The sequence below is a fragment of the Sphingopyxis macrogoltabida genome, assembly GCF_001314325.1.
GTDB lineage: Bacteria > Pseudomonadota > Alphaproteobacteria > Sphingomonadales > Sphingomonadaceae > Sphingopyxis > Sphingopyxis macrogoltabida.
On the sequence record NZ_CP009429.1, the window covers coordinates 4121904 to 4142813 of the forward strand.

At 66.3% G+C, this 20910-nt stretch carries 26 protein-coding genes; 9 read left to right on the forward strand and 17 right to left on the reverse strand.

Annotated features, from left to right (window positions below; genetic code table 11):
• The 10 genes from hemN to ccoN are packed head-to-tail and all read right to left on the reverse strand — an operon-like array spanning position 1 to position 9293.
• Entirely contained in the window at positions 1-1323 is a 1323-nt protein-coding gene (gene hemN, locus LH19_RS19925; RefSeq protein WP_054731538.1) for an oxygen-independent coproporphyrinogen III oxidase, read from the reverse strand.
• Between the two features lie 59 nt (positions 1324-1382).
• Positions 1383-1613, reverse strand: a complete 231-nt coding sequence (locus tag LH19_RS19930; protein WP_054731539.1) for a hypothetical protein — start codon at positions 1611-1613, stop codon at positions 1383-1385.
• A complete protein-coding gene (gene ccoS / locus LH19_RS19935) occupies positions 1610-1765 on the reverse strand; it encodes a cbb3-type cytochrome oxidase assembly protein CcoS (RefSeq protein WP_054731540.1) in 156 nt (51 codons plus the stop codon). The genes LH19_RS19930 and ccoS overlap by 4 nt, the downstream gene beginning before the upstream one ends.
• Complete coding sequence (locus tag LH19_RS19940) at positions 1762-3876, reverse strand: heavy metal translocating P-type ATPase (protein ID WP_054731541.1); 2115 nt, start codon at positions 3874-3876, stop codon at positions 1762-1764. Before LH19_RS19940 ends, ccoS begins: the two co-directional genes overlap by 4 nt.
• Complete coding sequence (locus tag LH19_RS19945; protein WP_054731542.1) at positions 3873-4343, reverse strand: FixH family protein; 471 nt, start codon at positions 4341-4343, stop codon at positions 3873-3875. Before LH19_RS19945 ends, LH19_RS19940 begins: the two co-directional genes overlap by 4 nt.
• The gene (gene ccoG / locus LH19_RS19950) at positions 4340-5797 is read right to left on the reverse strand and encodes a cytochrome c oxidase accessory protein CcoG (protein WP_054733974.1); all 1458 of its coding nucleotides are present in this window, start codon (positions 5795-5797) and stop codon (positions 4340-4342) included. The genes LH19_RS19945 and ccoG overlap by 4 nt, the downstream gene beginning before the upstream one ends.
• Positions 5784-6710 carry a cytochrome-c oxidase, cbb3-type subunit III gene (gene ccoP, locus LH19_RS19955; RefSeq protein ID WP_054731543.1) on the reverse strand — a complete coding sequence of 309 codons (927 nt, stop codon included), beginning with the start codon at positions 6708-6710 and terminating at the stop codon, positions 5784-5786. The genes ccoG and ccoP overlap by 14 nt, the downstream gene beginning before the upstream one ends.
• Complete coding sequence (locus LH19_RS19960) at positions 6703-6861, reverse strand: cbb3-type cytochrome c oxidase subunit 3 (RefSeq protein WP_054731544.1); 159 nt, start codon at positions 6859-6861, stop codon at positions 6703-6705. Before LH19_RS19960 ends, ccoP begins: the two co-directional genes overlap by 8 nt.
• Positions 6858-7622 carry a cytochrome-c oxidase, cbb3-type subunit II gene (gene ccoO, locus LH19_RS19965; RefSeq protein WP_054731545.1) on the reverse strand — a complete coding sequence of 255 codons (765 nt, stop codon included), beginning with the start codon at positions 7620-7622 and terminating at the stop codon, positions 6858-6860. Before ccoO ends, LH19_RS19960 begins: the two co-directional genes overlap by 4 nt.
• 12 nt (positions 7623-7634) lie before the next feature.
• Entirely contained in the window at positions 7635-9293 is a 1659-nt protein-coding gene (gene ccoN / locus LH19_RS19970) for a cytochrome-c oxidase, cbb3-type subunit I (RefSeq protein WP_054733977.1), read from the reverse strand.
• 171 nt (positions 9294-9464) lie between these two features.
• Between ccoN and LH19_RS19975 the strand changes: the two genes are divergently transcribed.
• Positions 9465-10136: an OmpW/AlkL family protein gene (locus tag LH19_RS19975; RefSeq protein ID WP_054731546.1), complete on the forward strand. Its 672-nt coding sequence runs from the start codon at positions 9465-9467 to the stop codon at positions 10134-10136.
• Between the two features lie 25 nt (positions 10137-10161).
• Here the strand turns inward: LH19_RS19975 and LH19_RS19980 are convergent, their stop codons facing one another.
• Positions 10162-10851 (reverse strand): Crp/Fnr family transcriptional regulator, encoded by a 690-nt coding sequence (locus LH19_RS19980; RefSeq protein WP_054731547.1) that lies wholly within the window; start codon positions 10849-10851, stop codon positions 10162-10164.
• 31 nt (positions 10852-10882) lie between these two features.
• The gene (locus LH19_RS19985) at positions 10883-11692 is read right to left on the reverse strand and encodes a universal stress protein (protein WP_054731548.1); all 810 of its coding nucleotides are present in this window, start codon (positions 11690-11692) and stop codon (positions 10883-10885) included.
• Positions 11693-12026: 334 nt separating this feature from the next.
• On the opposite strand from LH19_RS19985, the gene LH19_RS19990 reads away from it, so the two are divergent.
• Genes LH19_RS19990 through LH19_RS20000 form a run of 3 tightly spaced genes read left to right on the forward strand, consistent with a single transcriptional unit; the run spans position 12027 to position 13906 of the window.
• On the forward strand, positions 12027-12572 hold the full coding sequence (locus LH19_RS19990; RefSeq protein ID WP_054731549.1) for a GNAT family N-acetyltransferase: 546 nt from the start codon (positions 12027-12029) through the stop codon (positions 12570-12572).
• Between the two features lie 51 nt (positions 12573-12623).
• Positions 12624-13640 (forward strand): zinc-dependent alcohol dehydrogenase family protein, encoded by a 1017-nt coding sequence (locus LH19_RS19995; RefSeq protein ID WP_054731550.1) that lies wholly within the window; start codon positions 12624-12626, stop codon positions 13638-13640.
• Positions 13640-13906, forward strand: coding sequence for a hypothetical protein (locus LH19_RS20000; RefSeq protein WP_054731551.1), 267 nt, complete (start codon positions 13640-13642; stop codon positions 13904-13906). The genes LH19_RS19995 and LH19_RS20000 overlap by 1 nt, the downstream gene beginning before the upstream one ends.
• A gap of 22 nt (positions 13907-13928) precedes the next feature.
• Here the strand turns inward: LH19_RS20000 and LH19_RS20005 are convergent, their stop codons facing one another.
• From LH19_RS20005 to LH19_RS20015, 3 genes are all read right to left on the reverse strand, one after another.
• The gene (locus tag LH19_RS20005; RefSeq protein WP_054733980.1) at positions 13929-14342 is read right to left on the reverse strand and encodes a response regulator; all 414 of its coding nucleotides are present in this window, start codon (positions 14340-14342) and stop codon (positions 13929-13931) included.
• Positions 14343-14478: 136 nt separating this feature from the next.
• Complete coding sequence (locus LH19_RS20010; RefSeq protein WP_054731552.1) at positions 14479-15273, reverse strand: universal stress protein; 795 nt, start codon at positions 15271-15273, stop codon at positions 14479-14481.
• 138 nt (positions 15274-15411) lie between these two features.
• Positions 15412-16071, reverse strand: coding sequence for a BON domain-containing protein (locus tag LH19_RS20015; RefSeq protein WP_054731553.1), 660 nt, complete (start codon positions 16069-16071; stop codon positions 15412-15414).
• 284 nt (positions 16072-16355) lie between these two features.
• On the opposite strand from LH19_RS20015, the gene LH19_RS20020 reads away from it, so the two are divergent.
• A complete protein-coding gene (locus tag LH19_RS20020; protein ID WP_225940942.1) occupies positions 16356-16841 on the forward strand; it encodes an Hsp20/alpha crystallin family protein in 486 nt (161 codons plus the stop codon).
• A 79-nt stretch (positions 16842-16920) separates the two neighbouring features.
• On the forward strand, positions 16921-17049 hold the full coding sequence (locus tag LH19_RS29670; protein WP_257720438.1) for a hypothetical protein: 129 nt from the start codon (positions 16921-16923) through the stop codon (positions 17047-17049).
• A 24-nt stretch (positions 17050-17073) separates the two neighbouring features.
• Here the strand turns inward: LH19_RS29670 and LH19_RS20025 are convergent, their stop codons facing one another.
• Entirely contained in the window at positions 17074-18018 is a 945-nt protein-coding gene (locus LH19_RS20025) for a L,D-transpeptidase family protein (RefSeq protein WP_234715977.1), read from the reverse strand.
• Between the two features lie 37 nt (positions 18019-18055).
• Complete coding sequence (locus tag LH19_RS20030; RefSeq protein WP_054731554.1) at positions 18056-18739, reverse strand: Crp/Fnr family transcriptional regulator; 684 nt, start codon at positions 18737-18739, stop codon at positions 18056-18058.
• 268 nt (positions 18740-19007) lie between these two features.
• Between LH19_RS20030 and LH19_RS20035 the strand changes: the two genes are divergently transcribed.
• From LH19_RS20035 to LH19_RS20045, 3 genes are read left to right on the forward strand one after another with little or no spacing between them, the layout of a single operon-like run.
• Positions 19008-19256 (forward strand): YdcH family protein, encoded by a 249-nt coding sequence (locus tag LH19_RS20035; RefSeq protein ID WP_054731555.1) that lies wholly within the window; start codon positions 19008-19010, stop codon positions 19254-19256.
• Complete coding sequence (locus tag LH19_RS20040) at positions 19256-19585, forward strand: TraR/DksA family transcriptional regulator (RefSeq protein WP_054731556.1); 330 nt, start codon at positions 19256-19258, stop codon at positions 19583-19585. The genes LH19_RS20035 and LH19_RS20040 overlap by 1 nt, the downstream gene beginning before the upstream one ends.
• A 20-nt stretch (positions 19586-19605) precedes the next feature.
• On the forward strand, positions 19606-20883 hold the full coding sequence (locus tag LH19_RS20045; protein ID WP_054731557.1) for an MgtC/SapB family protein: 1278 nt from the start codon (positions 19606-19608) through the stop codon (positions 20881-20883).
• Positions 20884-20910: the final 27 nt, after the last annotated feature.

Genomic DNA, 20910 nt, shown 5'->3' on the forward strand with positions numbered 1-20910 from the left:
TCACACCCGCATTCCAGCCCGGAGGTTAGCCATCCGCCCTCGCAAGAGATCGAATTCGGAAGCGATATGTCTCGCATAAGGTAGCCCCCGCGCACGAATGACCAGTTCACTCTTGTCCCATCCGATGATCCCTCGACGCTCATAATCCGCCAAAGTCTCACGGACCGCTAAATGCTCGTCGCTATCCAGCTGCGTTTTGCCGAGGCAAAGGAGTTCGCGAATATGATGTGCCCGGCGCTGTTCATCTTGGGAAAGTCGAACCCCACGAGCCGAAGCCAACCTGCCCTCGCCGATTATGTCGCGATAAGCCCCGGCCTTCTTTTCGTTTTGTACTATCAAGTCTGGGAAGCGGCTGATGGCGCTCGCGCCAAATCCGACCAGCAACGTCGCGTCATCTTCGGTGAACCCTTGGAAGTTACGGTTCACTCGCCCTTGCTTCGCGGCGGCGGCGAGCGCGTCACCCGGAAGGGCGAAATGATCGAATCCGACGGGAACATAGCCCGCATCGGTGAGGCGCTCATACCCGCGCCGGGCCTGCTCGAAGCGCAATTCATGGTCGGGCAGATCGCTGGCGTCGATCTGGCGCTGGCGCGGAATCATGTTCGGGAGATGCGCATAGCCGAAAAGCGATATCCGGCTCGGCGCGAGACGGATCGTTTCGTCGAGCGTCTCATCGAGATCGGCGAGGGTCTGACCCGGCAGGCCGTACATCAGATCGAAATTGATGGCGTCGATATCGCGCAGCCGAAGCCCGGCAACAACGCGTTCGATATGGGAAAGCGGCTGGATCCGTCCGATTGCCTGCTGGATATGCGGTGCGAAGGTCTGCACACCGAGGCTCACGCGGGTCACGCGGGCGGCAGCCAGCACAAGCGCCCATTCCGCGGAGAAGCCGCGCGGATCGAGCTCGATCGATATCTCGGGCCGGTGCGCATCGAAAAGGGTAAGCAACAGGTCGAGCAGGCGCACCAGCTCGACCGGGGCGATCGCGTTGGGGCTACCCCCGCCGAATGCAATGCGCTGGACGCGCCCGCGGCCTCCAAGCCGTTTGGCGACAAGCGTAATCTCCGACTGGAGAGCCGCGAGATAGTCGGCGAGCCGATGCTTGCGTCCCGCCGCGCCGGTGTTGCAGCCGCAATACCAACAGATTTGCTCGCAAAAGGGGATATGGACATAAAGCGAAATCGGCGTCGCGGCGTCGACCGCGTCGAGTGCCTGTGCATAGGCGTCGGCGCCGACGTCGTCGGCAAATTCCATCGCCGTGGGATAGCTGGTGTATCGCGGCACGGGCCGGGCGAGAAGATCGGGATGATAGGACCACATGCAGCGGTGTTACGCGGCGCCCGCAGCGGCGACATTGACCGGGATCAAAACCCGCCGCGTCAACAGCACCCTCGCTTGGCGGACAGCCGGTCCCGGCGGTCGGTCATGGCGTGACACGCCTTGACGCAATTGCCGCCCTCGTTGTTCGGCCGGGCGGGATCGGCAGGCAGGACGAGATGCTGCGCGGCGCCGCCGCACGTCCCGACGCGTATGACGCGCGCGTCGGTCGCGAGCGGTGCGGTGGCGAGGCCCGCCGCAGCCACAACGGCCCCGATCCGGCGCGCGATCATGCGGTTCGATCCTCTTCATCCTCGACGAAGATCCGCAGCGCCGCACCGTCGAGATCCTCGAACTGCCCCTGGCGCAATGACCAGAAGAATGCGGCGAGCCCGAGCAGGCCGAGCCCGAGCGCGATCGGAATGAGCAGTATGAGGCCGTTCACCGGATCGCGCCTTTGAGGCGCAGGGCATTGCCGACGACGAGAAGCGACGATCCCGACATCGCGACCGCGGCAATCAATGGGGTGACGAGTCCGGCGAACGCAAGCGGCACGGCGACGACGTTGTAGACGATCGCGAGCATGAAATTCTGCCGAACGACCGCCTGGGTCCGCCGCGCCATGCGCACCGTCTCGACCACGGGCATCAGCCGGTCGCCCATAAATATGCAGTCGGCGGCATTTTTGCCGACGTCGCTCGCAGATCCCGGCGCCATCGAGGCATAACCTGCGGCAAGCGCCGGACCGTCATTGAGGCCGTCGCCGAGCATCAACACCTTGTGCCCGAGCGCCGTCTGCCGTGCGATCGCGGCGAGCTTGTCTTGCGGGCTCATACCGGTCTGCGCGGTAAGGCCGAGCTCGCGCGCCACGGGGGCGACGGCTTCGGCGCGATCGCCCGACAGGATCATGGCCGCGAGCCCGGCTTCGCGCAGCGCATCGACCGCGCCGCGCGCGTCGGGACGCAGCTGGTCGGCGAAGCGGATCGTCGCCACCGGACGCCCGTCGACGGCGAACTGGGTCGCGAGCGCATCGCCCAGCCCGGCGCCGAGCGGCCGACCGAGCGTCACGGTGCGGTCGGCCCAGCGAGCCTCGACCCCGAACCCCGCGGTTTCTCGGATCGAAGCGATCTCGGCGGGACGAACGTCATAGGCTTGCAGCCCGCGGGTCAGCGCTTCGCTGAGCGGATGACGGCTCGATTGAGCCAGCGCGAGGATCAACGATTTGACCCCGATATCGAGCTGCCCGAGATCGAGCGCCTCGGGGCGGCCAAGCGTGAGCGTCCCGGTCTTGTCGACAAGCGCGAGGTCGACTTCGGACAGGCGCTCCAGCGCCGAGCCATCCTTGATCAGCACCCCCTTGCGCATCAGGGCTCCCGCGGCGACGATTTGCGCGGCGGGCACAGCCAGGCCGAGTGCGCACGGACAAGTGATGATCAGCACCGCTGCAGCGATGAGCAGGCTGTGATGCCAGCCCGCGCCCGCGATCATCCAACCTGCAAAGGCAAGCAGCGCAAGGCAATGGACGGCCGGTGCATAGAGGCGGGCCGCGCGATCGGCGATCCGGACATAGCGGGACTTACCCTGCGCGGCCTCGCCCATCAGCCTAGCGATATCGGCGATCGCAGTATCGGTGCCCGCAGCGGTGACGCGAACCTTGAGCGGCGCATCGAGGTTGAGGGTGCCCGCATGAACGACGTCGCCCGGGCGAACCGTCTGCGGCGCGCTTTCGCCGGTCAGCAGCGACAGATCGATGCTGCTCGATCCGCTCGCGATGACGCCGTCCGCCGCGAGCCGCTCGCCGGCAGCAACGAGCATGATCATATCGGGCTCAAGCGCAGTCGCGTCGACCCAGTGCGTCGAGCGTTCGTGGCGAAAAACCATCGCGCCGGTGCCCATGTTGCGGAGCAGCGCGGTGACGCCGTCCCGCGCACGGTCGCGCATCACGCTGTCGAGCCAGCGGCCGCAGAGCAGGAAAAAGAGCAGCATCGCCGCGCCATCGAAATAGGCGTGGGCGCCGTGCGTCGCCGTCTCGTAGAGGCTCATGACGCTGACGAGCAGGACCCCGATGCTGATCGGCACGTCCATATTGGTGCGGCGATGACGCAGCGCGCGCCAGGCCGAACGGAAGAAGGGGCGTCCGGCGTAAGCTATCGTCGGCAGGGCGATCGCCGCCGACAGCCAGTGGAACAGGTCGCGCGTAGCCCCCGCCGCGCCCGACCAGACCGACACCGAGAGCAGCATGATGTTCATCATCGCGAAGCCCGACACCGCGACCGCCCGCAGCAACTCACGGCTCGTTTCCGCTTCGGCATCGGCTTCGTCGGGGCCGCTCCCGATCGGGTGAGCTTCGAAACCCAGATTGGAAAAGGCGCCGATCAGGTCGGGCATGTCGGTGTCGGGGGTGCAGGACAGATGGACGCGCTTCTCGGTGAAGTTGACGCGCGCGGCGGCGATGCGCCTGTCGCGCACCAGTCCTTGCTCCAGCTTGGCGATGCAGCCCGCGCAGCGGATATCGGGCACCGCGAAGTCGCGTTCGACGAGGGCGGTCGCGGTCATTGAAGATTCTCGCGATAGCGGGCTTCGTCGGCGCCGTGCCGGACGATAAGGTCGAGCCGCCAGCGCCCCAACACCAGCGGCTCGACCGAGCGCAGCACGCCGCCCGCCGCCGGCTCGAAATTGAGCGCGGCGGGCGGGGTGCGCCCAACGGGGTGGTTGATCGTTGCCGACGCCCGAATGCCGCCGAGCGGAACGCCATCCTTGCTGATCGCCAGCAGGACGTGCCGCTTCGCGTCGAGCGTGATGCGCGCATCCCATCCGAGCCGGTCCTGCGCGTCGGCGCGTTTCAGCCATTCGTTATAATGCTGGCTCGCAACATAGCTGTTCTCGACCACCTTGCCGCCAAAGGTCGACATGGCGAAGCGCGCCATGGTGAAATTGACCGCGATCACGACCGCAAAAAAGCCGACGAGGATCGCCGTCATATGCCGGCCGGTGAAGGCCTTGGGTTTGCGTGTGTCGGTCATTGTCCTGCCTCCGGCCGGTCGAACTGGATGATGTCGCTGTCGCCGCGCGGATCGCCGTCGAGCCCGCGCGTACCGATCGTGAAATCCTGCCGCGCCGGACCGATGGCGGGCGCCGCGACGAAAAGTTTGACGCTCGTGACGCTGTCGGCGGGCAGCGCCAGTTCGATACGCTGCCCGGCCTTTTCACGCGAACCGGCGTCGGTCCACAGCACCGCACCGGGAAGCCCGCTGACACTCACCGCGACCCGGCGCGGGCGCGTTTCCATATTGCGCAGCTTCAGCGTGTAATTGTTGCGGATGTGGCCGTCGGAAAGCTGGACGAAGAGCGGGCTGCGCTCGTGCTGGACGGCAAGGTCGAGCCGCGTCCGCTGGCCGAGCGAAAAGAGCATCGCCGCACCGATTGCGGTCCAGACGCCGAAATAGATCAAGGTGCGCGGACGCAGCAGCGTCTTGCGGATCGGCTGCCCGGTGCCGCCTGCCTTTTCGGTCGCCGCATCGTCGAGCGTGCAATAGTCGATCAGCCCGCGCGGGCGACCGACCTGCGCCATCGCCCCGTCGCACGCGTCGATACAGAGTGCGCAGGTGATGCAACCGATCTGCGGCCCTTCGCGAATGTCGATTCCCGTCGGGCACACGGCGACGCACTGGTTGCAGTCGATGCAGTCGCCGAAGCCGCCGGGGTGAGCCTGCGCCTTCTTGACGCTGCCGCGCGGTTCGCCGCGCCAGTCCTTGTATGTCACCAGCAGCGATTTTTCATCCATCATCGCGGTCTGGATGCGCGGCCAGGGGCACATGTAGACGCACACCTGTTCGCGCATAAATCCGCCGAGGATGAAGGTCGTCGCGGTCATCACGGCGACGGTGCCATAGGCGACAAGCGCCGCCTGCCCGGTCCAGAAATCCGCCGTCAGCGTCGGCGCATCGGCGAAATACATGATCCACGCACCGCCGGTCCAAAAAGCGATCGTCAAATAGATGCTATATTTGACCGCCCGCTTCGTCAGCTTTTCGGCCGTCCACGGGCCGTTCGCCAGCCGGACCTGCGCATTGCGGTCGCCGTCGACCAGCCGGTCGACATGCTGGAACAGGTCGGTCCACACCGTCTGCGGACAGGCATAACCGCACCAGGCGCGGCCGACTGCGCTGGTGACAAGGAACAGCCCGATCCCCGCCATGATGAGCAGGCCCGCGACATAATAGAATTCATGTGGCCAGATCTCGATCTGGAACATGTAGAAACGCCGGTTCGCAAGGTCGACGAGCACCGCCTGATCGGGCGCGTAAGGACCGCGATCCCAGCGGATCCACGGCGTGCCGTAATAGATCGCCAGCGTCACCGCCATGATCGCCCATTTGAAGCGGCGGAAGGGACCGTTCACCGCTTTCGGGTAAACGCCCTTCCGCGCTTCATAGAGCGGCGCCGACTGGCCGGAAAGATCTTCAGGGCTGGCCATCGGCTCCCGCCCCTTCGGCGACGGGCGCGAGCCCCTTCTCGCCGCCGCCCAGCGCATAGACATAGGCCGACAGCATCTTGATCGTGACCGGATCGAGCCGGCCACCCCAGCGCGGCATCACGCCGTTTCGCGGCTGCGTGATCGTCGCGGTCAGGCTGTCGCGATCGCCGCCGTACAGCCAGATCGCATCGGTCAGTTTCGGCGCGCCGACCTGCCGCCCGCCTTCGCCGCCCGCGCCGTGGCAGACCGCGCAATTGTCCGCGAACAGCGTCGCGCCGCGCGACGACGACGCGCTGACCTTTTCCTGCCGGCTGATCGTGCGCACGAAACTGACGACATCGCCGATCTGCGCCGCGTCGAGAATGCCGTCGCGGCCGAAGGCGGGCATCAGGCTGGTGCGGGTCGCCTTGTGGTCGGGATTCCGGATGCCGTGGGTGACCGTATATTCGATGGTCGCCAGATCGCCGCCCCACAGCCAGTCGTCGTCGGTCAGGCTCGGATAGAGGTTCTTCACCCCCGCACCGCCAGCGCCGTGGCACTGGACGCAATGGACGCGGAACGCCGCGCCGCCGCCCTGCACCGCCGCCTGCATCAGTTCGGGCTTCGCGGGCAGATCGGTAATCGCGGTTGCGGCGATGGCATTGACCGTCGGCGCGCGGCGCTTCGCATCGGCCGCCATTTCCTTTGCAAGGTCGCCGCGGCTCGACCAGCCGAGGACGCCCTTGGTCGCGCTGTCGACCATCGGCCACGCCGGATAGAGGACGACATAAGCCAGCCCCCAGACGATCGTGGCGTAAAAGGTCCAGAGCCACCAGCGCGGCATCGGCGTGTCGAGTTCCTCGATCCCGTCCCACTCATGGCCGACCGTGCTCGTGCCGGTCGCCTCGTCGATGCGCTGTTTCAGATCAGCCATGCTCGTCGTCCTTGAAGATCATGTTCGCGGCCTCTTCGTTGCGGGCGCGCGCGCTCGGCCGGAACGGCCAGGCGATAAGGGTGAGGAACAGCAGCGCCATCGCGAGCAGCCCCCAGCTATCGGCGAAATGGCGAAGCGCGTCGTAGCTCATCGCGCCGCCTCCGTTTCGCCGGCGCGTTCCTGCGCCGCCGCCTTGTCGACATCGACCAGCGTGCCGAGCATCTGAAGATAGGCAATCAGCGCATCCATCTCGGTCACGCGCGCGGGGTCGCCGTCAAAATCGCGGACCTGCGCCTTCGGATAGCGCTTCTGCAGATCGCCCGCGCCGGCATCGGGGTCGGCCTGCGCCCGGATGTCATCGTTCGCCTTGGCGATGTCGGCCTTCGTATAGGGCACACCGACGCGATAGAGCGCGGTTAGGTCGTTCGACATATCCCCCGTCTGGAGATCGCGCTCAGCAAGGAAAGCGTAAGGCGGCATGATCGATTCGGGCACGACGCTGCGCGGGTCGATCAGATGCGCCTTGTGCCATTCGTCCGAATAGCGGCCGCCGACGCGCGCCAGGTCGGGCCCGGTGCGCTTCGACCCCCATTGGAAGGGATGGTCGTACATGCTCTCGGCGGCGAGACTGTAATGGCCATAGCGTTCGACCTCGTCGCGGAACGGACGGATCATCTGGCTGTGACAGGTGTAGCAGCCCTCGCGCATATAGATGTTGCGCCCGGCGAGTTCGAGCGGGGTGTAGGGCCGCATGCCCTCGACCTTCTCGACCGTGTTGTCGATCCAGAAGAGCGGCGCGATCTCGACGATGCCGCCGATGGTGACGGTGAGCAGCGCGAGCGCGCCGAGCAACGTCACATTGCGTTCGATCTTCTTGTGGCTGAAGCCCTGTTTGGCGGGTCTGGTGGCCATGATCCGGGCTCCTTATTCGGCAAGGACGGGCGCGAGCGGGCGGTCCGCTGCGGCGTTGTACGGGGTTTCGGTCATCGGCTTTTCGGCGCGCACCTTGCCGCTGAGCGTCGCCCAGACGTTGAAGACCATGATCAGGAAGCCGGCGAGATACATCGCCCCGCCAGCGGCGCGGATCAGGTACATCGGGTGCATCGCCGCGACGCTTTCGACGAAGCTGTAGACGAGATAACCGTCGGCTCCATATTCGCGCCACATCAGGCCCTGCATGATGCCCGCGACCCACATCGACGCGGCGTAGAAAACGATGCCGACGGTCGCGAGCCAGAAGTGCCAGTTGACCATGCGCAGGCTGTAGAGCCGCTCGCGGCCCCACAGGCGCGGCACGAGATAATAGACGCAGGCGAAGGTGATCATGCCGTTCCAGCCGAGCGCGCCCGAATGGACGTGGCCGATCGTCCAGTCGGTATAGTGCGACATGGAGTTGACCCATTTGATCGACATCATCGGGCCTTCGAAGGTGCTCATGCCGTAGAAGGCGAGCGCCATCACCATCATGCGGATGATCGGGTCGGTGCGGATCTTGTCCCACGCGCCGTTCAGCGTCATCAGCCCGTTGATCATGCCGCCCCAGCTCGGCATCCACAGGATCACCGAAAAGACCATGCCCAGCGTCTGTGCCCAGTCGGGCAGCGCGGTGTAGTGGAGGTGGTGCGGCCCCGCCCAGATGTAGAGGAAGATCAGCGACCAGAAGTGGATGATCGAAAGGCGATAGCTATACACCGGCCGCTCGGCCTGCTTCGGCACGAAATAATACATCATCGCGAGGAAGCCGGCGGTCAGGAAAAATCCGACCGCATTATGCCCGTACCACCATTGCGTCAGCGCATCCTGCACCCCGGCAAAGGCGGCGTAGCTTTTGGATCCGAAAATGCTGGTGGGCATCGACAGATTGTTGACGATGTGGAGCATCGCGATGGTGACGATGAAGCTCAGGTAAAACCAGTTCGCGACATAGATATGCGGCTCGCGGCGCTTCACGATCGTGCCGACGAAGACGACCAGATAGGCGACCCAGACAATCGTCAGCCACAGGTCGACATACCATTCGGGCTCGGCATATTCGCGTGCCTCGGTGACGCCCATCAGATAGCCGGTCGCGGCCAGCACGATGAAGAGCTGGTATCCCCAGAAGACAAAGCGCGCGAGCGTCGGGAAAGCGAGCCGCGCGCGGCAGGTGCGCTGGACGACGTAAAAGCTCGTCGCGATCAGCGCGTTGCCGCCGAAGGCGAAGATCACCGCCGAGGTGTGCAGCGGCCGCAGGCGCCCGAAGGTCGTATATTCAAGATTGAGGTTCAGCGCCGGGAAAGCGAGCTGCAATGCGATGAAGAGGCCTGCCGCCATGCCGGCGATGCCCCAGAACAGCGTGGCGACGACCCCCCAACGCACCGGATCGTCGTCATAGACGCCCTGATCGGCGGGCATCTTCAATATCCCGCGCGCGATCGCCTCATAATCGGCGCGCGACACGGTCGTCCAGAGCATCAGCAAAGCGGCCAGCGCGACGATGATCATATGGACGGCGAAGGGCGCATCGACCGCGACCGCCGCCATCACCAGCGCGAGCAGGGCCAGGCCGAGCCAGCCCCCCGCCTTTGCTACCAGAGTGTCCATATCGCTTGTCCCTGTTTTCGCGCGGCTTTGGCGCCGCATGGTTCAGGACCGCTCTTGGCCATGCGGCGGGGCAAAAACATTGACCAGGATCAACGAATAGATTGCGCGGCATCAATGCCCGGCCGCCACGCCGGGTGCAGGGAGCCCAGGTCAACGCAAGGAGCAACGACCATGAAAAAACAGCATCTCTCGCTGATCGCGCTGGCGGCCGCCGCCGCGATTCCCGGGCAGGCCGCGGCCAAGGCTGGCGATGTCCAGTTCAAGATTTTCGCGACCTATGTCGCACCCGACGGTAAGATCAGCGACGTCAAGCTCGACCGGATCGGGCTTCCGGCCGGGACACAAACCAAGGCCGACGACAATGTCACGCCGACGGTCGCGATCGAATATTATGTCGCCGACCATATCTCGCTCGAGACGATTGCCGGGGTGACCCAGCATGACGTGAACGGCCGTGGCGCGCTGAGCGGCGCGACGTTGGTGTCGAACGCCAAGATCGTCCCCGCGACGCTGACGCTCAAATATCATTTCGGCAAGGAAGGCGACATCCAGCCTTATGTGGGCGCGGGTCCGAGCTACTTCATCTTCATCGACGAAAAGCCCGGCGCCACGACCCGGTCGCTCGGCGCGACCCGCCAGAAGATGGGCGACAAGTTCGGCGCCGCGCTCCAGGCCGGGGTCGATATTCCGGTGAACGACAAGGGACTCGCGCTATCCTTCGATGCCAAACGCTATTTCCTGCGTCCGACCGCGACATGGTATGCCGGGACGACCGAGGTGCTGAAGACGCGGCACAGGCTGGATCCCTGGGTGATCAGCGCGGGCTTCGCTTTTCGTTTCTGACCTCCCAACTGGCGCCGGTGACCGGTCAGCCTGCCATTTCGTTCAGAGCCGCAAGGTCGTTGATGACGATCTTGCGGCGGGATGGAAGGTCGATCAGGCCATCGGCGCGCATTTTGGTGAGCTGGCGGCTCGTGGTCTCGATGGTGAGACCCAAGATGTCGGCGATCTGCTGACGGCCGAAGGGCAGCTCGAAGCCGCGCGCCGTATCCGCCGCACCGGGAGGCGGCGACAAGCGATCGGCCATTTCGAGCAGGAAGGAGGCGACCTTCTCGGACGCCGACTTGCGCCCGAGCAGAAGCATCCAGCGGCGCGCACGATCGAGTTCGCCGAGTGTGCGGCGCAGCAATTTTTGTTGCAGATCGGGATGGTCGGCAGCGAACTCGTCGAACTGGTCGCGATGGAAGATGCAAAGCTCGGCGGCGCTGATCGCGCTGACGCTATATGGGCTTTCCTTACCGAACGGTCGTCCGATGAAGTCCGAGGGAAAGACGATGCCGACGATCTGCTCGCGCCCGTCGGCAGTGGCGGCGACGAGTTTCAGGACGCCTTCGAGGACATTGGCGACGACCGGCGCGTCCTCGCCCTCCCACAGGAGCGTATGCCCGCTGCTCACGCGCTGGCGTCGGCCCATCCGGCCGAGCAACAGGAGCTCGTCCGGCCGCAGGCTCGCACAGATGGCGCGGTTGCGCACGATGCAGGACAGGCAATCGGTCATGCGTCGGACGCCCGGCAGGCGAGCATCGCGGTCAATGGGCGAGGAGGAGCGGCGCCGGCGCGGCTTCGAGCAGATAACGCGTCACCCCGCCGAACAGGGTTTCGCGTAGCCGCGGACGCCCATAGGCGCCCATCACGATGAGCCCCGGTGCCATTTCCTTCGCGGTTCGCTCGAGTATCTCCTCGGGCGTAAGCACCCCGCGATCGAGGCGGCGAAGCTCAGCATGAATGCCGTGCCGCGACAGATAGCAGAGCGCGTCCTCGGCGGGCACCCGTCCCTCATCCGGCCCGACCTGCACCATCGCCACGCTGCCCGCGCCCGCCATCAACGGCCCCGCGGCGCGCAAGGCGTGCGCGGCTTGCGGGCTGCCGTTCCACAGGATCATCACCGGGGCATCAAGGTCGAGCGGCGGGCCTTCGGCGGGCAACGCGAGCACGGGCGCGGGCACGGTCATTGCGAGGTCGCCCGCCAGCGTCGGCTGCGCGAGGCCGCGCCGGTCGCGGGGGCCGAGCGATACGATGGCAAGATCGGCTAGCGTCGCGGCGAGCGAGAGCGCCGCGAGCGCATCGCCGTCGGCGATGGCGACGTCCCAGGGCACATCCTCGCGCGCGAGCTGCGCCGCGAGCCGGGTCTCGAGCTCGGCATCGGCAAGCTGCGCCTTGGCGAGCTGTTCGCGCGCCAGATACATGCCGCCGAAGGGATCGGAGGCGATGAACTGCTGGAAGGGCGAGCAGATCAAGAAACTGAGATGAGCGCCGAGGCGCCGTCCGATAGCGAGCGCCGTCTCGGTGCGCGCGGCCATGGCCGGGCTGGCGTCGGCGTGAATCAAAAGATTTCGCATGTCTTGCTCTCCTTCATGATGGAGAGGGAAGCGCTTATGCGCGCCGCCTTCATTGACCCTGATCAACAAATCCGCGCTTTCAGGCCGGCCGGCACAGTGGGTCGCTCCGTATAATTACGAAATGCGCCGACCGCGCGGGGCGTTAGCCTGACGTCGCAAAGGAGCAAGCGATGCCGAGACCCAGTCCATTGACCCCATTTCGCGCGCACCCGTGCCGGACTCCGGTGAATCGCGCGCCGGCGGACCCGCGACGCGAGCAAAGCCGTATCGCGGGCACCCTCACCCTTCGCCCTTCGCCGCTCCGGCGGTCCGATCCAAATCAAGGAGACAGAGGATGACGCTCACCAATGCGCCCGACACCACGCTCAGCGAGGCGACCGAGACCTGCCTGCAGACCCGCAGCGGCGTCGACCTTCGTCTCCGGCCGGTCGCGGAGAGCGACGCGGATATCGTCGATCATTTCTTCGACGGCCTGACGGCGGACGATATGCAGTTCCGCTTCCTGAGTGGCCAGTCGCACCTGTCGAGCGCCCAGCTCGCGGCGATGATCGGTGTCGATCACCGCCATCGCGAGCATCTGCTCGCGTTCGATGCCGCGACCTCGGAGCTGATTGCGAGCCTGCTGATTGCTGCCGACGATGGGTTCGTGACCGCCGAGGTCGCGATTTCGGTCGCGCCGGCGTATAAGACACGCGGCGTCGGCTGGACCCTCCTCAACCATGCCGTCGATCTCGCCCGCGCCCGCGGCCTCAAGACGTTGCGGTCGATCGAGAGCCGCGCCAATCGAGGCGCGATGGAGGTCGAGCGGACGCTGGGGTTCAAGGCGAGCGACTATGATGGCGACGCCACGCTCGCTCTGCTCGAACTCGAGCTTCGCTGACCTTGGCCATCGGGTCGGCGCCCGGCAGGCAGGCGGCTGGAGACACTCCCAATGGAGCAACGCTTTCATGCCATGCAGCTCGACACGCCGGGCGCACCGCTGCACCGTGTCGAACGCGCGATGCCGGCCCCGGCAGACGGCGAAATCAGGATCGCGATCACCGCTTGCGGCGTGTGCCGGACCGATCTCCATATCGCCGACGGCGACATCAGCGGCCGGCATCCGATTGTCCCGGGCCATGAGATCGTCGGCCGCGTCGATGCACTCGGCGCGGGCGTCACGCGGTTCGGGCTTGGCGAGCGGGTCGGCGTGCCCTGGCTCGGCAGGAGTTGCGGCACCTGCCCCTATTGCGCTGCGGGCCATGAAAATCTCTGCGACGCGCCCGAGTTCACCGGATTCACGCGCGACGGCGGTTTCGCTTCGCATGTCGTCGCCGATGCGCGATTTTGCCTCGCAATCCCTGCCGCCTTCGACGATCTTCATGCGGCGCCTTTGCTCTGCGCCGGCTTGATCGGCTACCGCGCCTATCGCATGGCGGACAGCGCGAAGGCGCTCGGCCTCTATGGTTTCGGCGCCGCCGCACATATTCTCGCGCAGCTCGCGATCGCCGACGGCACCGATGTCTACGCCTTCACACGCGAAGGCGATACCGCTGGTCAGGATTTCGCCCGCCGCCTCGGTTGCGCCTGGGCGGGCGCGTCGACCGAAGCACCGCCGGACCCGCTCGACGCAGCGATCCTCTTTGCGCCGGTCGGAGCACTGGTTCCCGAAGCGCTACGCCATGTCCGCAAGGGCGGACGCGTCATCTGCGCCGGCATTCATATGAGCGACATCCCGTCCTTTCCTTATGCCGATCTCTGGGAGGAAAGGTCTATCCGGTCGGTCGCCAATCTGACCCGTGCCGATGGCGCAGCGTTTCTCGAAGCCGCGGCGCGCTGCGGCGTGCGGACGCATGTCACCGCGCTACCGCTCGCCGACGCCAATCGCGCGCTCGACCGGTTGCGCGCCGGCGAAGTCGAAGGCGCGCTCGTCCTCGTCCCCGAGGGCGCGCCTAGGGGGAATCCCTAATGGCGCGCCCGCACCAGCGGCGCGAAAGTGGCGAAGGCCAGATCGGCCTGTCAGGAGAGACTGCCATGGATCGTTTCGAGCGAGACCCCGCCAGCGCGGCGCGCCCTCCCGAATGTCCCGATTGCGACCCGCCGGCGCAGCCCGACAAGGCCTATCCGGAGACGCCGGCACCGGACCCCGATCGCCAGCCGCTGCGCACGTCGCCGGAGGCACCGGTGCTTCCCGACAGCCATCCGGAAGCCACGCCGCGCGAATATCCCGAATAGCTGCGCGCGGCCGGACAAGACCTCAAGGGCTTGCGGGCGGCGTGCCGCTGCGCGTGAGCCTCGTCACGGCGTCGACAAGCATATGCTCGCGCAAGGGCTTTTCCAGAACGAGCGCGAAGCCCGCCTCGCGCGCGCGCGCGCTCAGTTCCCCGGACGGATAGGCGGAGATCAGGATGGCCGGCCCATCCCAGCCCTGCGCGCGCAGCGCGCCCAGCATCGCGATCCCGTCGCTGCTCTCGAGCCGGTAATCGACGATCAGGCAGTCGGGCGCGGCACGCGCCGCCTCGGCGAGCGCGGGATCGGCGGCGGGCCAGGCCTTCACCGCAAATCCGCGTCCCTGCAGAAGCAGGAGGAGCGAGCGGCGCACTGCCGGGTCATCCTCGACGATAAGAATGGTCGGCGGTGCCTCGCTCCAACCCGATCGGGCGATCAACATGTCCATGGTCCCGTTATCGAAGCTTTGGCATGGCGGCAGGTTTCCGGCCGCTACCGGCCAGGTCTTGCAGAATTGTCGGGCTCGCCCTTTCGGAGGTGCGAGCCCGAAGCCGGAAAACAGGGCCGGGGGCCACCGATCAATGGCTCATGAGCAGGGGGAATTTGCTCTTCGTCAGCAGATTCTTCGTGGTGCCGCCGAAGGTCTCGCGCAGCCGGCCGCGGCCGTAGGCGCCCATCACGATATAATCGGCGCGGAACATCTTTGCCTCGTCCGAGATCAGGAAATCGGCGTGAAACTTGCCGATGTCGGTCTTGCGCACATTTGCCGCGATGCCGTGGCGCGACAGATAGGCCGCGGCATCCTCGGGCACGATATGATTGTCGGACCCTTGCGCGGTGAAGATCTCGACCTCTTTCGCGAAGACGAGCAGCGGTACAGCGGCGCGGAGCGCGGCCGCCGCCGAGGGGCGGCCGTCCCACGCGACGAGCGCGCGCTCGAGCTCGAAGCGTTCGAGCGTCTCGGGCACCGCCAGCACGGGCGCACTCGCGCGCGCGACAATGCGGCTCGCGATGTCGCGCATGTCGGGCATCGGAAAGCCGTCGAGCGCGCGATTGAGGATGATGAGGTCGGCGAGGTCGGCTGCATCGAGTACCGCATTCGCGATCTCGTCCATCGCGTCGATCCAGCTCCAGCTGACATCCTCGCGCGACAGGCGCTCGCTGATCACCGACTTGTTCTTCGCCTCGCTTTCGCGCTCGTCGAGGATGACGACGGTTTCGGCAAAGCCGAACCCGTCACCGGCGATGAGGGGATAGGGCGTGACGTCGATGCAGGTCAGATGGCCTTCGACCGCGCGGGTGATATCGAGCGCCGCCTGCAGGCGAGCTTCCTGGCCATGGTCGTCATGTACGAGCAACAGGATATTCTTCATGAGCCGTCTCCTTGGTTTCTGCGCCGAGACTATGTGTCGTCAGCCGAGGCCGATATGCGCAATGATACGGATAGAAAGGCGGCCGCCCGGATGTCCGGACGGCCGCAGGGGGGTCGCCTCTTCCCCAGGCGAGCGGGATCAGCTGTCGACCGCGAGATAATCCTCGACGTCGGTCACGCCGGGCGCCGACCAGGCAGCGAGCTCGGCCATGCGCCGCTCGCCCCACGCCTTGACCCGGCCGCGCAGTGTGACCGTGCTGCCCTCGGTGGTGACCGATACGCCGCTTGCGTCGAGACCCGCCTGGCGCTTGAACGCCGCTATGATCCGCGCCTTGACGTCGGCAGGGGTGGGAATATCGCCGACCTTGATCAGGTTCGAGACGCCGGTGACCCCCGATATCTGCCCCGCGGCGCGCGCGACTTCCTTTGCGATGAAGTGCCAGTCGACGGTGCCGGTCAGCGTGACCCAGCCGCGCTCGACCTTCACCTTGATCTGCCCCTCGGGGATCGCGACCGTCCAGCCGATCATGTCGACGATCCGCTTGGCGATTTCATGGTCGGCGGTCTTGGGATCCGACGCGAAGCGCACTTTCAGTTCCTCGGCGAGCGCGCGAACCCCCGCGACGCGCCGTACGGCGCGCTCGGCCGCGACCTTTTGCGGAAAGCTCTTCACATAGCCCGCCAGCGTCACGACGCCGTCGTTGACGGAGACGCCGATATCGGCGTGATCGACGCTCGGATCCCATTCGAGTTCGGCGACCACATCATCCTGCAGCTGGCCGTCACTCTTCTTCTGCATGATCTTTCTCCTTCGAAAGAAATCCGGCTCGCGTTGCGAGCGGACCGAAGCCGGCGAACATCGGCAAGAACCGCCGGCGCGTGCGGGCAGCCTTACCCGGGACGAAGGGTGCGGCTTATCCGCAACTTTCCGTAAGGAGAGCTCCGCTTGGGAGCTTCCCCGATTCTGCCGTCGCGGACTGCTCGCTAGGTCCCGATTGCGCTCCGGCGCATCGCGGCGACGAGGGTCCGCCCGGCACAGCCCGCCGCCGCGATCCCTCTCGATTTTCAAGAAGGAGCAAGCTGATGAACGATCTGACCCCGACCCGCACCGCGGGTAGCCAGCCCGCTGAGGCGGAGCTTGGCGCGATGAACTGGCTGCGCGGCGAGCTCGACCGCATGTTCGAGGAATTCGCTCTCCCCGGCCGCAGCCTGCTGAGCTATGTTCCGCGGCTCGTGAGCCCGCTCCCGGCGGTCGAGCTCGTCGATACCGGCCCGGCCTACAAGCTGACCGCCGAGCTCGCGGGCCTCACCGAGAAGGACATCCGGCTCGAGGTCGCCGACGGGGTCCTCCTGCTCGCGAGCGAAAAGGAGGAATCCTCCGAGCGCCGCGAGGATGGACATCTGATCAGCGAGCGGCGTCACGGCAGCTTCCGGCGCCGCATCGCCCTGCCCGCCGACGCCGATGCCGACAAGATCGAAGCGAAGTTCAAGCACGGCTTGCTCAGCGTCGAGATCGCGAAGACCGAAAAGGCGCGCGATCACGCTCGCAAGATCAAGATCGCCAGCTAGGCAAACGGGCCGGAACCGCAGACGCGGCTCCGGCCCTCCCGCTCGATCTCGCGCGATTCCCTCGCACCGGAGTTATATCATGCCCCCTGGTATTCACACCGACCGGCACGGCGAGGCGCTGCTTCGGCTCAAGCTCGGATCGGCGATGCTTTCGCTTGTGATCTGCGCGTCGTTGATCCTGTCGCTCGCTCCGCGGCTGTGGCCGTAGGACCGGACGCGCCGATATCGGCGCCTAGCGATCCGGCGCGCCTTCCTCGTCCCCGCCGAGAATCTCCGCTGGCACCGGGCTTCCGGCGCGCAGCGAATCGGGCGTGATGATCACGCTCGTTCCCGCGACCAGAAGCGGGCCGAGCAGCGCGCGCAGATCGGCCGCGATGTGGACGCGCCCGGCGAACGACGTCGGTGTCCTCGCGGCGATCGCGCCCGGGAGGGGGACTTCCGTCCAGGCTGCCGGCCCCTCGACACCCGACCGCCGGATGAAAGCGGAAGTGCCCGTCATCGATCCCTCGATGCGCGCGGGCGCCGAGCCGATGATCGTTCCGTTGCGAAGGATCAGGATCCGCTGGTCTGTGGCACTGGCGATGATCGACAGGGGGCCGCTGGGCGCGCGTTCGGGCGTCCAGAGCAGCGCGCCATCGGAAGGGCGCGTTTCGGTCATGGCGAGCGGATCGGTCGGGGCCGCACGCGGCACCGCTGCGGCATCGGTGACGATGACCGTCATGCCGAGCCGGGAGACGCCATAGAGGAGACGGGCGAAGCCATGCGGCAGGCGAATGCAACCGTGCGAAGCGGGGTAGCCCGGCAAGGTGCCGCCGTGCAGCGCCACGCCGCCCCAGGTCAGCCGCTGCATATAGGGCATCGGCGCATCGTCGTAGAGGCTCGAGCGATGGTCGACGTCGCGCTGGAGGATGGTGAAGACACCGGTCGGGGTTTCATGGCCGGCCTTGCCCGTCGAGACAGTGGTAATCGCGATCGGGACGCCATTGCGGTACAGCGTGCCGCGCTGGGTCGCAAGACTCACGATCATCATCAAGGGCCCGCGCGGCGCGATCTCGGGCGCCCAGATATAATCTCCGGGCTTCAACCGCTCGGCGGCATCGAGCACGCTCCCATGCGGGCTTGAGGGCTCGGCCGAGGCCGCGAGTGGCAACAGCAGCGCCGCTCCCAGCAAAAGCACTGCCCTTCCGGCGAGCTTCGCCCAGGTTCCCACTTTCTCAACCGGCCATCGCTGCCACTCGGGCGCGGTCGTTGATCCGTACCGCGCGCCTCGAGGGCAAGTCGACGAGGCCGTCGCTGCGCATGCGCGTCAGCTGCCGGCAGGTCGTTTCGATCGTCAGCCCCAATATGTCGGCGATCTGTTGGCGGCCGAAGGGGAGCTCGAACCCGCCCGGGGTCTCGCTGGCATCGGCGGGCAGCCGCTCTTCCATGTCGAGAAGGAAGGAGGCGACCTTTTCGGGTGCCGACTTGCGGCCGAGCAGCATCATCCAGTGCCGCGCGCGGTCGAGCTCGTCGAGCGTGCGATGGAGCAGTTTCTGCTGGAGATGCGGATGGCGACCCGCGAAATCGTCGAACTGCTGGCGATTGAAGATGCAGACCTCGGCGTCGGTCATAGCGGTGACCCGGTAGGGGCTTTGCTTGCCGAACGGGCGGCCGATAAAATCGGAAGGGAAGACGAGCCCGACGATCTGCTCGCGGCCATCGGCGGTGGCGACGACCAGCTTCAGGACGCCCGACAGGACATTCGCGACCGTCGGGGCTTCGTCGCCTTCCCAGAGCAGGGTGTGACCCGCCTTCACGCGCTGCCGCCGCCCCATGCGGCCGAGTTCGGCGGCTTCGTCGGCGGCAAGGCTGGCGCAGATGGCGCGGCAGCGTACGGCGCAGGATGCGCAATCGCTCATCGCCGTGCGCCCGCAAGCGACGCGCGCTCCGCACGCCACTCCGTTGCTTGGCGGTCGCGGCCTGGATAGCGGAAAAGATGTGGCTGACCCCTCATGCGGCCGGGAATAGCGGCTCTGCATGCGCCCGTGATTACGCAACTGTACGTATGTGGTGCGAGGAAAGGCCCGACCGGCGCGAACCGCCAGGGGCGTAAGGGCTATTGCGTAACGACAGGGCGCGCGTCCCGGCGCAATCCGGCGAGACAAATCCGCGACGAAAGGACCCAGGATGAGCGAAGCCGGCCACGATCTTCATGCGCTGTTTCCGGACCACGGACCGGCGCTCCATGCGCTCAAGCTTGGCAGTTCGAATTTTCGCCAGCTCGCCGATGAGCATCATGACCTTCAGAGCCGGATTCAGCGAGTCGAGGCCGGTCTTGCGGCGGTCGCCGACGACCAGCTGGAGGACCTCAAGAAACGGCGGCTGTTCACCCTCGACGAGATTGCCGCGCTCATCGCGATCGAGGAGGAGGCGTGATGCACAGTCTTTCCGAAATACGCGCGGGCCTGGTCGTGCGCCTCGACCAGCTCGCAGCGGAGGTTGAGCGGCTGGAAAGCGAGCAGCGCGTGCCGCTCGACGACGATTCCGCCGAGCAGGCTGTCGAGCGCGAAGACGACGAGACGATCGATGCGCGGCAAAGCGCCGCAACTGAGCAGATGAAGGCAATCCGGCTCGCGATCGCGCGTCTCGATGCCGGCCATTACGGCCTCTGCACCGCGTGCGGCATCCCGATCGATGCCGCGCGCCTCGAAGCCGTTCCGCACACCGCGCATTGCATCGACTGCGAGCGCGAGTTCGGCGGCTGAACATACGTCCGGCGAACGACATGATCGAATCCCTTCCCGACGCCAACCTGCAGCAGCTCGCCGGCATCGGACTGGCGCTTCTTCTCGGGCTGCTTGTCGGCATCCAGCGCGGCTGGAGCCTGCGCAACGAGACCGCGGGCAGCCGCTTCGCGGGTGTGCGGACCTTTGCGCTGTTCGGCCTTGCAGGCGGCATCGCGGGAGCTACCGGATCTCAAAGCCCGGCGATCGCGGCGATTGTCGCCGGGGCTGCAGCTGTCCTCACCCTCATCGGCTATGCGAAAACCGCGCGGGCGCCCGAGCAGCTGAGCGGGACATCGAGCCTCGCGGCCCTCATCACGCTCGGTTGCGGCTATCTCGCGGCCAGCGGTCGGAGCGAGATGGCGACGGTGGTCGCCGTCGCCATGACGCTGGTGCTTGCGCTGCGCACCGAGCTTCATCGCTGGGTTTCCGGTCTCAGCGATATCGAGGTCGGCGCGATCGTCCGGTTCGCGCTCATCGCGCTCGCCATATTGCCGCTGCTGCCCGACCAGCGCTTCGGCCCCTATGACGCCTGGAATCCCCGCCAGCTCTGGCTGGTCGTAGTGTTCGTCTCGGGCTTCTCCTTTCTCGGCTATATCGCAGCGAAACGCTTTGGCGCCTCGCGGGGCACGCTCGTAATGGCCGCGACCGGCGCGATGGTTTCCTCGACCGCGGTGACCGCAGCGCTCGCGATGCGCGTGCGCGATGGCGAGGAAAGCGAGGCGATGGCCATTGCCGGCATCGGCGCGGCGTCGGCGGTCATGCTGATCCGCGCGATCATCCTGACCCTGTTCCTCGCGCCGGCAGCGATGCCGGCCTTCGGCTGGCTTGCGGCACCCGCCGCGCTGGTGAGCGGCGGCGCGATGTTCTGGGCTTTGCGGAGCCGCCGCAAGGAAAGCGCTGCCAACCGTCCCGTCGAGCTCAAGAACCCGTTCCGGCTCGCGCCGGCGATCGGCCTCATGCTGCTCGTCATGGTGCTGACCGTCGCCGCACGCTGGATGATGGCGATGGTGGGCGAACGCGGCCTCGCGCTGGTCATCGCGCTTTCGGGCCTGGCCGACGTCGACTCGGCGATCATCACGGTGGGATCGCTACCTCCGGGTCTGCTCGAGGGCCAGATCGCGACGATCGTCATCATTGCCCCGGTGCTCGCCAACACGCTGTTCAAAGGGGCCACCGCTCTGGCGATCGCAGGGCTGCGCAAAGGATGGAAGCTCGCCTTGCCGCTTGTGCTGAGCGTTGCAGCCAGCCTCGCGGTCCTGCCAACCCTTCTCGTCTGAGCCCGATCGGACGCCGCATGGAGTGGC